At 41.6% G+C, this 13,948-nt stretch carries 13 protein-coding genes; 6 read left to right on the top strand and 7 right to left on the bottom strand.

All coding sequences use genetic code 11. The annotated features are described in order from the left end of the window. Positions 1-234 (top strand): hypothetical protein (locus tag F8N35_RS05660; RefSeq protein WP_293050360.1); only part of this gene is annotated, 234 nt, incomplete at its 5' end. 105 nt (positions 235-339) lie between these two features. Here the strand turns inward: F8N35_RS05660 and galE are convergent. Together galE and F8N35_RS05650 are read right to left on the bottom strand one after the other, a co-directional pair. Then, the gene (gene galE / locus F8N35_RS05655) at positions 340-1,368 is read right to left on the bottom strand and encodes a UDP-glucose 4-epimerase GalE (protein ID WP_293050359.1); all 1,029 of its coding nucleotides are present in this window, start codon (positions 1,366-1,368) and stop codon (positions 340-342) included. Positions 1,369-1,441: 73 nt separating this feature from the next. After that, entirely contained in the window at positions 1,442-2,350 is a 909-nt protein-coding gene (locus F8N35_RS05650; protein ID WP_293050358.1) for a nucleotidyltransferase, read from the bottom strand. Between the two features lie 302 nt (positions 2,351-2,652). Between F8N35_RS05650 and F8N35_RS05645 the strand changes: the two genes are divergently transcribed. Next, on the top strand, positions 2,653-4,401 hold the full coding sequence (locus F8N35_RS05645; RefSeq protein WP_293050357.1) for a phospho-sugar mutase: 1,749 nt from the start codon (positions 2,653-2,655) through the stop codon (positions 4,399-4,401). Positions 4,402-4,512: 111 nt separating this feature from the next. Here the strand turns inward: F8N35_RS05645 and F8N35_RS05640 are convergent, their stop codons facing one another. From F8N35_RS05640 to F8N35_RS05625, 4 genes are all read right to left on the bottom strand, one after another. Further along, entirely contained in the window at positions 4,513-5,289 is a 777-nt protein-coding gene (locus tag F8N35_RS05640; protein WP_293050356.1) for a patatin-like phospholipase family protein, read from the bottom strand. 62 nt (positions 5,290-5,351) lie between these two features. Beyond that, positions 5,352-6,344, bottom strand: a complete 993-nt coding sequence (gene trxB / locus F8N35_RS05635) for a thioredoxin-disulfide reductase (protein WP_293050355.1) — start codon at positions 6,342-6,344, stop codon at positions 5,352-5,354. Between the two features lie 96 nt (positions 6,345-6,440). Further along, positions 6,441-7,352 carry an MlaD family protein gene (locus tag F8N35_RS05630; RefSeq protein ID WP_293050354.1) on the bottom strand — a complete coding sequence of 304 codons (912 nt, stop codon included), beginning with the start codon at positions 7,350-7,352 and terminating at the stop codon, positions 6,441-6,443. A 39-nt stretch (positions 7,353-7,391) separates the two neighbouring features. After that, complete coding sequence (locus F8N35_RS05625; protein ID WP_293050353.1) at positions 7,392-8,642, bottom strand: N-acetylmuramoyl-L-alanine amidase; 1,251 nt, start codon at positions 8,640-8,642, stop codon at positions 7,392-7,394. Positions 8,643-8,756: 114 nt separating this feature from the next. Between F8N35_RS05625 and F8N35_RS05620 the strand changes: the two genes are divergently transcribed. The 4 genes from F8N35_RS05620 to F8N35_RS05605 all read left to right on the top strand — a co-directional run bounded on the left by F8N35_RS05620 (position 8,757) and on the right by F8N35_RS05605 (position 11,591). Then, a complete protein-coding gene (locus tag F8N35_RS05620) occupies positions 8,757-9,008 on the top strand; it encodes a LysR family transcriptional regulator (RefSeq protein WP_293050352.1) in 252 nt (83 codons plus the stop codon). Then, a complete protein-coding gene (locus F8N35_RS05615; RefSeq protein ID WP_293050365.1) occupies positions 8,972-9,655 on the top strand; it encodes a LysR substrate-binding domain-containing protein in 684 nt (227 codons plus the stop codon). Before F8N35_RS05620 ends, F8N35_RS05615 begins: the two co-directional genes overlap by 37 nt. A 144-nt stretch (positions 9,656-9,799) precedes the next feature. Continuing rightward, positions 9,800-10,165: a BlaI/MecI/CopY family transcriptional regulator gene (locus F8N35_RS05610; protein WP_293050351.1), complete on the top strand. Its 366-nt coding sequence runs from the start codon at positions 9,800-9,802 to the stop codon at positions 10,163-10,165. A 13-nt stretch (positions 10,166-10,178) separates the two neighbouring features. Beyond that, entirely contained in the window at positions 10,179-11,591 is a 1,413-nt protein-coding gene (locus F8N35_RS05605) for a M56 family metallopeptidase (RefSeq protein ID WP_293050350.1), read from the top strand. A 327-nt stretch (positions 11,592-11,918) separates the two neighbouring features. Here F8N35_RS05605 and F8N35_RS05600 read toward each other — a convergent pair whose 3' ends face one another. Continuing rightward, the gene (locus F8N35_RS05600; RefSeq protein WP_293050349.1) at positions 11,919-13,712 is read right to left on the bottom strand and encodes an AraC family transcriptional regulator; all 1,794 of its coding nucleotides are present in this window, start codon (positions 13,710-13,712) and stop codon (positions 11,919-11,921) included. Positions 13,713-13,948 lie beyond the last annotated feature (236 nt).

The raw sequence follows: 13,948 nt of genomic DNA, 5'->3' as shown, positions 1-13,948 counted from the left end.
CTTTTTGATATAAAAAGAACTCCTCACCCTTATCCGTTTGATATGTGTTCAGTTATAAGTCGAGAAAAAACGGAGGTTTTACGATCCTTTATCATTCCCAGCGAAGAATCCCCCCATTTTTGCTGTCTTTTAATCCTATTATTTCCCGGAAATATATCCGAAATTGGTCGTGTTTTTCGCAATGCAGCCAAAAATATCCGAAATTTTTCATGTTCGGACATCAAAAAAGGGTAAGAAAAAAGGAATTTGCACGTGCAAAAACAACAAAAGCCTCCTTCTTTTTGTAAAGCAAGAGGCTTTTTAGTCATTTACTCCCAATATGAAGACAGAATATAGTTGCTATTTCCGCTTTTCGGCCAAATGTTTTTCCCAATTCCAAGCTGATTTTAGCGTATCTTCGACAGTTTCCTGCGCTTTCCACCCCAAAACATTGTTTGCTTTGTCGGGATTTGCCCATACTTGTTCAATATCTCCATCTCGACGATTAACTATTTTATAAGGCACTTCCACCTGATTTACTTCCTGAAATATTTTCAGAAGCTCCAAAACGGACAATCCACGTCCTGTTCCGAGATTAAAAGTTTCGAGACGAGTCTTGCTTTTTTGCTCGATCATGCGCTTCATTGCCACAACGTGTGCTTTTGCCAGGTCTACTACATTTATATAGTCACGAATGCAAGATCCGTCCGGTGTATTGTAATCATCGCCGAAAACACTTAATTGCTTTCGCAACCCGATGGCCGTTTGTGTAACAAAAGGAATAAGATTATTCGGAACTCCATTGGGCAATTCTCCAATCAACGCTGATGGATGCGCACCTATCGGGTTGAAATATCTTAACAAGATACTCCGAAGCCCTGTATTGGCATGAAGTGTATCGCGAATAATCTCTTCACAGATCTGTTTCGTATTGCCATAAGGAGATAATGCCGGCTTAATCGGAGCGGTTTCGCTTACCGGCAGTTTATCCGGTTGCCCATAAACGGTGCATGAAGAAGAGAATACAATATTCTTAATTCCATGAAGCGGCATCAATTCGAGAAGATTCATCAGGGAAACCAAGTTATTCCTATAATAAAGGAGTGGTTTTTCCACTGATTCGCCGACAGCTTTGCTTGCTGCAAAATGAATAATCGCTTCTACGCCCTCGTTTTTTGACAATAAACGATCGAGGCCAACATAGTCGAGACAATCAAGATTCTCGAACTGAGGACGTATTCCGGTGATAATTTCGATTCCGTTCAGAACTTCTACGTTAGAGTTGGACAGATTATCAATTATCAACACCTCGTAGCCGGCTTGCTGCAGTTCAACCACCGTATGTGAACCGATATACCCGGTTCCTCCCGTTACAATTACTTTTCCCATTTATATTTGAATTGAAAAAGGCATATAAACACAATTGGTTTTTATGCCTTCTTATATATAATATTGTATATTCTTATTTCTTCCACAAAGATTGAGGATAAACACCTTCTTTAATCAGCTGATTAATTTTGAGAACCACCTGTGGGCGATCGTTCGCATAGGTAACTCCAAACCACTTCGAAGGAGTATCCAATACCTTACATGTGGCCTTGCCTGCAACTATCAGTTCATTTACTACTGTGGGAATATAAAATTCAGATTTTAGCTCCTGACCTTTTGTCTGTAGAAAGTTTTTAAAACTCTCTTCCGAATAGTTGAAATAGTCTGGCGTAAAACCCCACATATTCATCGATACTGGAGTATTGAATTCCAGTTTGTTTTCCAAACCCTTTTCGTCGACAAAAACAATTGTACCTCCTTTTTCTTCGATACTGGTTCTTTCCACCACTGAAGTAAGGTATCCGTCGGCATCGGTAGTACAAACACCCCGACTAACAGAACCACTTTCTGAAAGAGTGTTTCCCACACGATAGCCAACCATACAGTATTCGTTCTGCTTGTTTTCAACACTCATCAGGAATTGATACAAAATCTCAAACGATTCCTTTCCATAAAAGTCATCAGCATTGATTACCGCAAAAGGTTCTTTAATCGCATCCTTTCCCATCAGGAGAGCGTGGTTGGTTCCCCATGGCTTTTCGCGATCCTTGTTATAGTCCATTCCCTCGGGAACATAATCGATTTCCTGGAATACAACTTCAACAGGAACGATATCGCGATACTTAGCAATAATTTGTTCTGTAAAGTCTTTTTCGAAACTATGACGAATAACGAAAACAATTTTCCCAAAACCGGCACGCACGGCATCAAAAACCGAATAATCCATGATAGTTTCGCCATTAGGTCCTAATCCGTCTAATTGTTTCAGACCTCCGTAGCGGCTACCCATACCTGCAGCCAGTAAAAACAATGTTGGTTTCATGTGAATATAATTTGTTTTTTAATTGTCAACCAGAGCAACCAAGCAAGGAGACCAAAATCGGGTTTATATTACATTTTACTAAATATGAATTTTTACCGTTTTAAGCTTCTCCCACATTTCAAAGCAGTTATAGATTTGTTCGTCTCTAATATGCCTCAAGGGTTGTTATTGCAAATATACAAAATTGTAACAGAACCCGAGACTTCTGCACAATTTTTTAATCATAAAAATCAAAAGCGAATATTGTGAGAATTAGTTGTTTGTTGTATATTTAACCCGAAATTTTCAAAACAAATATGTAAATGGAAGACAAAGAATTACTCGCGATAGTTGAGAAAAAAGCTCAACAGTGGCTCACCGGCAACTATGACGAAGTTACCAAACAGGAAGTAGGAAAAATGTTAGCCTCTTCTGACAAAACAGACCTTATCGAAGCCTTTTATAAAGACCTTGAGTTTGGAACTGGTGGACTTCGCGGAATAATGGGTGTTGGCACTAACCGCATGAACATATATACGGTGGGTGCAGCAACACAAGGTTTGTCAAACTACCTGAAAAAAGAATTCGGTTCTTTACCCGAAATTAAAGTAGTGATTGGGCACGACTGCCGTAACAACAGCCGCAAGTTTGCCGAAATATCTGCCGATATATTTTCTGCCAATGGCATCAAAGTGTATCTGTTTGAAGATCTTCGCCCTACCCCGGAAGCATCTTTTGCCATTCGTCACCTGGGTTGCCAGAGCGGAATTATAATCACTGCCTCTCACAACCCGAAAGAATACAATGGCTACAAGGCTTATTGGAACGACGGTGCACAAATGATTGCTCCGCACGATGTGAATGTGATTAAAGAGGTAGAAAATATCAAAAACGTCGACGAAATAAAATTCAAAGGAAACCCTGCCCTGATCGAAATTATCGGAGAAGAAATTGATAGTATTTACCTCGACAAAATCAAAACGATCTCTTTGTCTCCGGAATCTATCGCCCGCAACAAAGATTTGAAAATTGTTTATACTCCTATTCATGGTACCGGCGGGCAGTTAATTCCGCGCATGCTTGGCAAACTTGGATTTACTAACGTAATTCATGTTCCCGAACAAGATGTGGTAAGTGGCGATTTTCCGACCGTTGTTTCTCCTAATCCCGAAGAACCGGCTGCGCTCGACATGGCGATTCACAAGGCAAAAGCGGTGGATGCCGACATTGTGATGGCTTCCGACCCTGATGCTGATCGTCTTGGCATCGCTGTAAAAAATGACAAAGGAGAATGGATCTTGGTAAATGGAAACCAAACGGCTCTTATTTTCATGTATTACCTGATCCGTCGTTGGAAAGAATTGGGTAAAATCACAGGTAGTGAATTTGCAGTGAAGACAATTGTAACAACCGAAATCATCAAAGAACTCGCAGAGAAAAATGGTGTTGAATGCTTTGATTGTTACACAGGATTTAAATGGATTGCGGCCGTGATTCGTGAATTCGAGGGTAAACGCCAATACATCGGAGGCGGAGAAGAAAGTTATGGATTCCTTGCACAGGATTTTGTACGCGACAAAGACGCCATTTCTGCCTGCTCGTTAATGGCCGAAATTGCAGCTTGGGCTAAAGACAATGGCAAAACGCTCTACGAAATGATTCAGGACATCTACCTCGAATATGGTTTTGGCAAGGAAAAAGGAATCTCTATTGTTCGTAAAGGCAAATCGGGAGCTGACGAAATTAAGCAGATGATGAGCGATTTCCGCACCAACCCACCGAAAGAGATTGCCGGATCGCCTGTTGCCTTCATCAAAGATTACAAAGCGTTGAAGCAAACCGACGTTGCCGCTGGAACGATTACTGATCTGGTGATGCCAACTACCAGCGACGTACTGCAATACTTCACAGCCGACGGCACCAAAATTTCGGTACGCCCCTCGGGAACCGAGCCGAAAATCAAATTCTACGTCGAAGTACGCGGTACACTGAACAGTCGCGACGAATACGACGCCGTTAATGCCGCTGCAGAAGCAAAGGTAGACGCGGTGAAAAAATCGTTGGGAATCTGATACAGACAAAAGAACCAAGAGCCAAGAACCAAGACAATCTGATAGCTCGATAAACTAAACCGGCCGGTACGAATTGATTTTGTACCGGCCGGTTTGTATTTTATCAAATGCCTATTTCTCGAGTTTTTTCCTGTGTTTGTCGAGAGCCCGCATTCCGGCCTCGTAACCAATATCAAAAATATGGAGACTCTTGGAGGTATCAAACATTCCGAATTCACGGGCTTTTGCCGGTTCTATCACCAGATCACACACCTGTTTTTCTTCTACTGTATTCGATTGCACGGTCAGATGATAAGTTCGTTCTGCAATTTCGATAATAGAAGTGAGTGGTTTGACTGTTGTAATAGGATTTACATGTACTCCTATCAGTTTGTGGCAATGAGTTCGGATAGCTCGTGCCGGCAGGTTGCAAAAGATTCCTCCGTCGACATACTGTTTCCCGTTCATCTCCACCGGATTCATCACAACAGGAATACTCGACGAGGCAATGATCACCTTCAGGAGTGGCCCGGAACTGAAGTAAGCCGGCTTGCCATCCGAAAAATCAGTGGCATTAATCACCAACGGCATTGGTAACTCCTCAAAAGTCTGTGCCCGAAGCATCCCACCTATAGCCCTATAGAAACGGGTTGACGATATAAAACCTTTCCGGGGAACCGCCACCTTGGCCAATTGAAGAAATTTCGATTCCTGAAAAAAGAGCGCAATATCGCGGGGAGAATGTCCATCGGCATAAAGTGCCCCCACTATGGCTCCGGCACTTACTCCCGCCATAATCCCGGGCTTCAGGCCATGTTCCTCCATTGCCTGAAGTACCCCCAAATGGGCAATGGCCTTTATACCACCACCACTCAGCGCCATCCCGATTTCGTGCATTTTGTGTTTCATACCATACCGTTTGAGCAAAGATATAAAAAAACGCCGGATGAAAATCAACCGGCGTTTGTAAATTATTTACAGGAGAGATATCGTTCAGCTTCAATCGCAGCCTTGCAACCGCTACCCGCAGCAGTGATCGCCTGCTTGTAAACCGGATCTGCCACGTCGCCGGCAGCAAACACACCCGGGATCTTAGTTGCGGGAGAATCTGGCAAGGTAACTATATATCCGTTTTCGTCCAATTCGAGATACTCTTTGAAAATACCGGTATTTGGCTGGTGACCGATACCAAGGAAAAAGCCATCGATGGCAATTTTCACTTCTTCCTCTTCGGCTGTGCCTGGCTTTTTCACCAAAGTAGCACCCTGCACTACACCTTCACCAAACAAGCCTTTGGTAACATGCTCGAACAACACCTCAATATTCGGGGCATTCATCACCCGTTCACGCATGATAACGGAAGCACGAAGGAAAGGTTTGCGAACAATCAGGTACACTTTTGATGCAAGGTGAGAAAGATACAACGCTTCTTCGCAGGCTGTATCGCCACCCCCGACCACAGCAACCGTTTTTTTGCGATAGAAAAATCCATCGCAGGTTGCGCAAGCCGACACACCCGAGCCAGCGTATTTTTGTTCGTCGGGCAAACCAAGATATTTTGCCGAAGCTCCGGTAGCAATAATCACCGATTCTGCTTCAATCAGCTTTTCTCCATCGATAGTTATTTTGTAAGGAGAAGATGAAAGATCAGCAGCCGTAGCAGCACCATAACGAAGATCAGCTCCAAAACGAGCAGCCTGTTCGCGAAGGTCTGCCATCAGCTGATTGCCGTCCACTCCGGAAGGATAACCAGGAAAATTTTCCACGTCAGTGGTAGTTGTCAACTGGCCACCGGGTTGCATTCCTTCATACAAAACAGGAGCCAGATTGGCGCGACCGGCATAAATAGCTGCCGTGTATCCGGCAGGTCCCGAACCGATAATAAGGCATCGTACTTGTTCGGCTGCTCCAGTCACACTCTGTGCCGGAGCCGGATTATTGAGATTTAATGTTTGAAAATCCATGTTGTTCAATTTGAAAATTTGAGGATTTGAAAATTTGAAAATGATATCTGCCGTAAAATTGGCACATTTTCAAATTATCGCATTGTCAAATAGGGTTTATTTATCTTTCTTCCCAAAAACAGAGAAATGAACATAACGTTTTGGGTGAGCTTTCAGGTCAACCATCAGATCGTTGGCACTGCCGGTCATATTCGACAGGTTGACGTATAAGGTCTTGTCGTTAAGCAACAATCCTAAAGTTCCATCTTTACTGTTCAGTTTACCGGTTGCCGACTCCAGATTGGCCAATGTATGATTAATGCTGGCAATTGTAGCTGCGAAGTTGGCATTCCGCAAATTATCGCTCACAGAAGCAAAATTATCGGTAATCTTGTTAACCTTGGTAATAATCTGAGGAACATCTTTATGCATCATAGATTTTAACTGGGCAGATGTTTCATCCAGATTGGCAGTTGTACGTTGTATCGAAGCCAAGCTTTTTCCGATTGCAGGATCGGATGCCACCTTGTTTAAGTTGGTAACGAGAGAATCGAGTTTGGGTACAATCTTTTCCAGATTAGGAACAATCCCAGTTTTCAGGGTCTCCATCAATGTAACCGGAACTGATGATTCAATAATATCGCCCGAATGATAGTACGTTTCGGAAGCCGGCCCCAAAACCAGGTTGACCTGCTTACCTCCAACTAACCCTTCGTCAGCCAGTTCTGCCCTTGTTCCTTTAGGAAGCTTCAAGTCTTTATTGATTGTCATGTACACCATAAACGAGCTGTCGCGATTGAAATCGTAGACTATCTTATCGATCTGACCTACCTTATAGCCTTTAATGTAAACCGCGTTGGAAGGTACAAGTCCGTCAACATTTTTGTAGATGGCAACATAGTAGTTTGTTGGGGAGAAAATATTTACTCCTTTAAGGTAGTTCAATCCAAAAAAGAGCAAGCCGATAGCAATAATTACGATCACTCCGATACGTATCTCCCGGCTTTTTGATAAAAATTCTTTGTTCATAAAATGTATATTATCCTTGTTATCGGCATACTACCGTTGTTATTTTTTCTGCTTTTTCCATTGTTTGATGGCATCCTGCAAAGGAACTTTCTGTCCTCCTTTAAATGCCACAATAAACGCATCCGGAAAAGTCTTCAGCAATTGTTTGAAAGAATTCACGACCTGGTTATAATCTTCCGATTCTGCTGTCGTATACTTATAAGCCCCCTTTTCCTGATAAAAATCCACATCCTTCACTCCTTTGAGCTTCGAACTATTTTTACGCACCTTAGTCGGTGAGGTAAAAAACTGTACTTTGAATACCAAAGCGTCAGCCCCGACAGTCTCTTGTGCTTCTTTTTGAGCAGGTATTATTTCCTGTTTCGGAGCTTCTTCTACAACCTGTTGGGTGTTCTTTTTCTTCTTCTTTTTCGTTGTTCGTTTATCTTCCGACTCTTGTCGCGTTGAATCTTGTTTAGCCGGCCGATCGAGTCTTGCTGCAGAAACGGTATCTTCTCTATCTGCCGCCACTTGCAGTTTACCGGAACGACGGTCGTTCTCATGTTTGAACTTTCCGAAAGCAGCAACTATTGACTCTGCCAAACGTTCCTGTCCTGCTTCAGACGAAATGAATTCCTCCTCGTTTTTATTTGAAACATACCCAACTTCGACGAGAACCGCGGGCATTGCTGTACGGTGCAATACCCAAAAACCCGCCTGACGCACTCCCCTATCAGATCGGCTGGCCTTTTGTGCAAATTGAGTTTGAATGTCAGATGCAAATTGAACACTGCGGTCGATATATTTGTCCTGCATGTATTCAAACATGATGTAAGAGTCTGTCGAATTCGGGTTAAATCCCTGATAACGTTGCTTGTAGTTATCTTCCAACAAGATCACAGCATTCTCACGACGCGCGACGTTCATGTTTGCCTGAGTTTTTGCCAATCCAAGCGTGTATGTTTCTGATCCTGAAGCTGCCGGACTCGGAGATGAATTGGTGTGGATGCAAAGAAATAAATTTGAATGAGCATTATTTGCAATCGCGGCCCTTTCTTCCAAAGGAATAAACACATCCGTTTTTCTGGTATAAACAACCCTGACATCCGGATACCGGCTTTCGATAATCTTACCGACTCTCAACGCAACAGCCAGATTAATATTCTTTTCCTTCGCAAAAGAGCCGATAGCACCGGGGTCTTTTCCTCCATGACCAGCATCAATGGTGACCGTAAAACCAGCAGCAAACACTGTGCCAAAGGACAATACAAAAGATAACAGACCGACAAATACTATGTGTAGCTTTCTCATTTTTGCACATCAGTTTTAAGCTACAAAAATAACAAATAAAATCCTGATACAAAAGTTGTATTTTTGTCCTCAATTCCTGCGATTGTACGCAAGATTCAAACAGACTTATTCAGTATGGATTACCGAGAAAAAGTATTCATGGCAGTGGCCGAACGACTTAACATTACCAAGGCTGCCGAAAGCCTTTACATATCCCAACCGGCAGTGACAAAACACATTCATGAACTGGAGCAAAAAACGGGCATAGCCTTGTTTGTCAGAAAAGGGAACAAGATTTTTTTAACTCCGGCAGGAGAAATCTTATACAATCGGTTAGGGACAATTAAAATCTGTATAACGAACTCGATTTTGAACTTAGTTCTCTAAAGGGTGAAAGTGAAGGATCGCTTCGTTTGGGCGCCAGTTCTACCATTGCTCAATATGTCATACCTGAACTTTTGGCAAAATTCCACAAACGCTATCCCAAAGTCACGCTTTCAATGGTTGCCGGAAACTCGAAACAAGTTGAATCCCTTTTAATTAACAACGAAATTGATGTCGCTTTGGTCGAAAATAGTTCCGGCATACAGGAATTGAGGTATACGGCATTTGCAAAAGACGAAATTGTGGCAGTTACAGGCGCAAAAAGTGTCTATGCTCAAAAAGACACCATAAGCGTAGCCGAATTAATTTCGGCCCCCATCATCCTGCGCGAAGAGGGTTCCGGCACCCTTGAAACCCTGATGCAGGCTTTTTCTCAAAACAACATTGATGCTTCGTTGCTGCATGCCGCGGCACATCTGGGAGCCACAGAAGCTATTAAGCACTTTCTGGATTACTACGACAGCATTGCCTTCGTATCTAGATTTGCCATACGAAAAGAGGTAAAAGCAAGATCCTTAAAAATCCTCCAGATTCCGGGTCTATCCATTCTCCGACAATTCCGCATTGCAGAACGGATGGGTCCCCAACTAACTCCTCAGTCTTTGTTTATCGATTTTCTGTTTAAGAACAATATCAAGGTCGGAATATAAATCCGCAATTCTCAATTAAACAGTTGAATATCAGACAAAAGAAATAGCTCTGATTGATATTGACTATATTTTTAGTCATTTTTAACTCCCGAAACTTGACATGACTATATTTTTAGTCGTATGTTTGTAAAAAATAAATCTACTATGACGCAACTAACGAAAGCAGAAGAACAAGTGATGCAAATCCTTTGGAACCTGGGAGAAGGAATTGTGCAGGATGTCAGACAGGCATTTCCTGACCCGAAGCCATCAAGGAATACGGTGTCCACCGTTATACGCATTCTGGAGCAAAAGGGATTCGTTGCTCACAAGGCCTATGGCAGAACATACCTGTATTTTCCAAAAATAGCGAAAGCAGAATATACGAAGAAGCAGATGTTTGCCATGATCCACAACTATTTTAACGGGTCATTTGCTTCCATGGCCTCTTTCTTTGTGAAAGAAAATGATTTGTCGATGACTGAACTTGACGAATTGCTGAGCCAAATTAAAAAAGACATCGATCACTAAAACATATCTTACCATGAACCCACTATTCGATTATTTACTCAAATCAGTGCTTTGGCTGTGCTCTTTCTATGTGGTGTACCATTTTCTTCTCCGCAAAGAAACCTTCTGCAAATTCAACCGATTCTTTTTACTGACCGGCGTATTTGCATCGATAATAATGCCATTGATAGTCGTCTATCATACCGTTTACACAATCGCCAGTGTAGAGGATTCAGTGCCGGTTATTGCAACAATTCCGACGATACAGGCCGAGCCAACGATGTCGTTCCGGGAAATTATTCAAAATACAGCGATCCTGTTGTACGGAATCTGTCTTGCCTTTTTCATAATCAGGACTACAATCAATCTTGCTCCCATTCTGAAAGAGATCAGGAAGCACCGAGGAAGTGACGTATTGATTCATACACAGACATTTCACTCTCCTTTTTCGTTTGGCAAATATATCTTTATCCCCGAAAGTCTTTCAAACCAGGAACGCGAACTGATTCTTGCTCATGAATATACGCATACCAATGAATTACACTATTTGGATTTATGGCTGACAAAGGCTGTTTGTATTCTCCAGTTTTTCAATCCGATTGCATGGCTTTATGCAAAAGCCGTACAGGAAAACTGCGAATTCATTGCCGATCATCAAACATTCCGAAACACGACATTGAAGGACGAGTATCTCCAACTTCTCATAAAATACAGTGTAGGACATCACCTAAACCCGATCGCATTACACTTTTCTTTTCCATTAATCTTTAAACGCATTAAAATCATGAAACAAAAACAATCCAACAAACTCGCGAGTCTGAAAAGCCTAATGGTCGTTCCATTGGCATGTCTTATTATGGTTGGTTTTGCCCAAACCAAAATTGTTGAGACCCAAACGGTGACTAAACAAAAAAAAGAAAATCTAGTAGCGACACCTAAAGCAAAAACGCAACAAACTGACACACAATCAAAGTCTCCGGCGCAACAAGCAGACCAAGGAAAAGCCTCTGCTCAAAATACTAACGAGGCACAGCCGGCAGGGCAAGATAAACAAAATGCGAATAATGTTGACGAAGTAGTGGTGGTTGGATACGGAGCACCTCAAACCAACGATCAACAGACAAGCAAAAGACCCGCAGAAGTATTTACTGTAGTAGAAGATATGCCGAAATTTGCAGATGGTCCTGTTCAGGAGTTTCTGAGAAAAAACATACGCTATCCGGTGGAAGCTCAGAAAAAGGGCATCCAGGGTCGTGTAATCTGCCAGTTCATAGTAGAAACTGACGGGTCAATCAGTAGCGTACAAGTTGTCAGAAGTATCGACCCTTTGCTCGATGCCGAAGCATGCCGAGTATTATACTCGATGCCCAAATGGATACCGGGAAAGCAAAGAGGTCAGGTGGTACGCGTCAAATACACACTTCCAATTTCATTTGCTCTCAAATAATAAATTTATCATATCCATGACAAAGAAAAAGGTTGCCCATGGGCAACCTTTTTTGTGCTGAAAAAAGAAGCGACATCGCGTCGTCACTAATTCCACTAACCAAAATCGACACAATACAGTCTTATTAACTATGAACGGGGTATACACAACTAAACTCCGTACTAAGACCGCACTGTATACTCAGAATTTACCTCTTATGAAGATTATAAATTGCTGAGCGGACAAAAATAAGAATAAAAGAAAATTGTAGCAAATATTACAATTTTGATTTTATCAATCAAAAATTATAACAAACTGATATTCAGCAAATCAATTTGCTTCAAAAATCTACAAAGACTGAGTAATATTTTTCCTAAACTGCACCGGAGTGAGGTGTGTTTGCTTCTTGAATGCTTCAATAAAAGCTGAACTGGAGTTGAATCCGACTTGAGCGGCTATGATTGAGAGTTTGTACTGCGATGTCTTTTTTTGAGAATCAGACAACAACGAAATTGCTTCTTCTATACGATATTTATTTACCAAATCGGTAAACCTGCCAAAGCGCTCATTAATGGCTTTGGAAAGATAATCCCTGTTTGTATTCAGTTCTTTCGAAGCTACATCCAATGAAATGTCACTTTGCGTGAATCTTTTGTCCTCTTCCAACCATTTTATGAGATTCCCGTAAAGAAGATCCAATTTCTCGCAATCAGTTTCATTTCTGTTCTTTTTCTTAATCGCCATATTCTGTTGCAAAAGAGCAGAATAATGCTTCCGTTCTTCCAGCAGTTCCATATTCTTCTTTACCAAAGCTGCATTCTTTTTCTTCACCAAACGGAAAGTTACGAATAACAATGTAATAATGATCAGAAGAACCGCCAATATCTGCAACTCAATCATCAGCTGCTTTTTACGACTTTGCTGAAGTGTCATCACTTTAAAAGTCATACTATCCAATCCTGCCTTAGAGTATTGATATGCTTTATTTAAGTCTGACACATACGAATTGGAACAATCTTTTAACTGCATGGCTGAATCAAGATAGCAAAAAGCCAGATGATCGTTATGTAGTTTTTCATGCAAATGAGCCAGAGCTTCAAAGGCATTTTCCTGAAGCTGCATCTGCCCGCTATTAGCAACAAAATAAACTGCCTGTTGAGCATACTTCAATGCCTCGTTCATCTGGCTCAACCCTGCGTGTGCCTGAGACAAATCCAACGATGCGATAATACGTCCTCGTTGCGACCGATAATCCGGATAGTAGACCAATGCTTTTCGGAGATAACCGATCGCATTGTCAAACCGGTTCCGATGAATTTCAATTTCACCATAATTATTAAGAGCCAAAGCAACCAGACTATTGTTCTTCAGTTTCAGGCTATTTTGGAAAGCAAGAGATGCATATCGTAGTGCTTCATCAAAATCCTGTTTCTTTACATAGAAATCAATCCAATCAATGTACAAATAGAACAATTCCTCCTTATCATCCGATTTTTTCAATTCTGTTTCTGATCGTGTAAAATGAATAAAAGCCTCCGGAAGGTTGCCATTCCGAAAATAATATCGGGCAATAATACGCTCGTTGATACCAATGCCTTTGATTAATCCGGCACGGAGAAAATGCTGTGACGACTGTACCAACCAGTCTATTGCCTGCTTGTAAGCTTTCGATTCAAAGCATAGACGCCCCAGAATGCGCTTATTCAGAGCAAGACCTCTCTCTTCTGAAAAAGGCCCATGGAGTGTTTGAGTAAGTTCCTTATATGCAGCCGAATACTTTTCCATCCGAAATAAAATGAGCCCCCTGACACTGGTATACCAAAATTGCAGCCGAGGGTCATCCTTGATTTCTTTTATATCAATGCTATTGAGAATGTGTGAAGCATTCTCTAGCTCTTTCATTTCACAATAAGCCGCAGCTTTCAGAATCTGACACATGATCATATTCGTTTTATCCGGCTTCTCATGTTCAACTTTTTTGAGTTCTTCTAATACCTGCTGATTCTGATTCTCTTTATAAAAAAGCGCTATTGACTTATCGATTGCGGGGGAGAATACACTTTCGGAATTAATCAACAGTTTATAAATGCCAAAGCCGCTTATCAAAATAAACACAAAAATCACCACAAGAAGATTTTGCATTTTCAGTTGCCGCAACCTGAAGACAAAGGATGTGACAAAAAGAGGCTTCTTTATTTCCGAAAAATGTAACATAAGTGGTATAAATATGTATTTCACAAATATAAACAAATTACCACAGACTAAGAATATCCGGCCTCATATCAGAATGTCGGGCAGAACAGATAATACGGGCGAGCATAAGCCATCCATAACCACATCATAATCAACAAAAAAGTCATTTCTTCATCATTTCTTAA

Source organism: Paludibacter sp., from assembly GCF_009712605.1.
Lineage (GTDB): Bacteria > Bacteroidota > Bacteroidia > Bacteroidales > Paludibacteraceae > Microbacter.
Note: the sequence above shows the minus strand (reverse complement) of the source record. Positions and strands in the feature narration are given on the sequence as shown.

Excerpts from the sequence above, each read along its gene's own strand:
- galE (WP_293050359.1), bottom strand. The coding sequence starts at position 1,368 with ATGGGAAAAGTAATTGTAACGGGAGGAACCGGGTATATCGGTTCACAT.
- F8N35_RS05650 (WP_293050358.1), bottom strand. The coding sequence starts at position 2,350 with ATGAAACCAACATTGTTTTTACTGGCTGCAGGTATGGGTAGCCGCTAC.
- F8N35_RS05645 (WP_293050357.1), top strand. The coding sequence starts at position 2,653 with ATGGAAGACAAAGAATTACTCGCGATAGTTGAGAAAAAAGCTCAACAG.
- F8N35_RS05640 (WP_293050356.1), bottom strand. The coding sequence starts at position 5,289 with ATGAAACACAAAATGCACGAAATCGGGATGGCGCTGAGTGGTGGTGGT.
- trxB (WP_293050355.1), bottom strand. The coding sequence starts at position 6,344 with ATGGATTTTCAAACATTAAATCTCAATAATCCGGCTCCGGCACAGAGT.
- F8N35_RS05630 (WP_293050354.1), bottom strand. The coding sequence starts at position 7,352 with ATGAACAAAGAATTTTTATCAAAAAGCCGGGAGATACGTATCGGAGTG.
- F8N35_RS05625 (WP_293050353.1), bottom strand. The coding sequence starts at position 8,642 with ATGAGAAAGCTACACATAGTATTTGTCGGTCTGTTATCTTTTGTATTG.
- F8N35_RS05620 (WP_293050352.1), top strand. The coding sequence starts at position 8,757 with ATGGATTACCGAGAAAAAGTATTCATGGCAGTGGCCGAACGACTTAAC.
- F8N35_RS05610 (WP_293050351.1), top strand. The coding sequence starts at position 9,800 with ATGACGCAACTAACGAAAGCAGAAGAACAAGTGATGCAAATCCTTTGG.
- F8N35_RS05605 (WP_293050350.1), top strand. The coding sequence starts at position 10,179 with ATGAACCCACTATTCGATTATTTACTCAAATCAGTGCTTTGGCTGTGC.
- F8N35_RS05600 (WP_293050349.1), bottom strand. The coding sequence starts at position 13,712 with ATGCAAAATCTTCTTGTGGTGATTTTTGTGTTTATTTTGATAAGCGGC.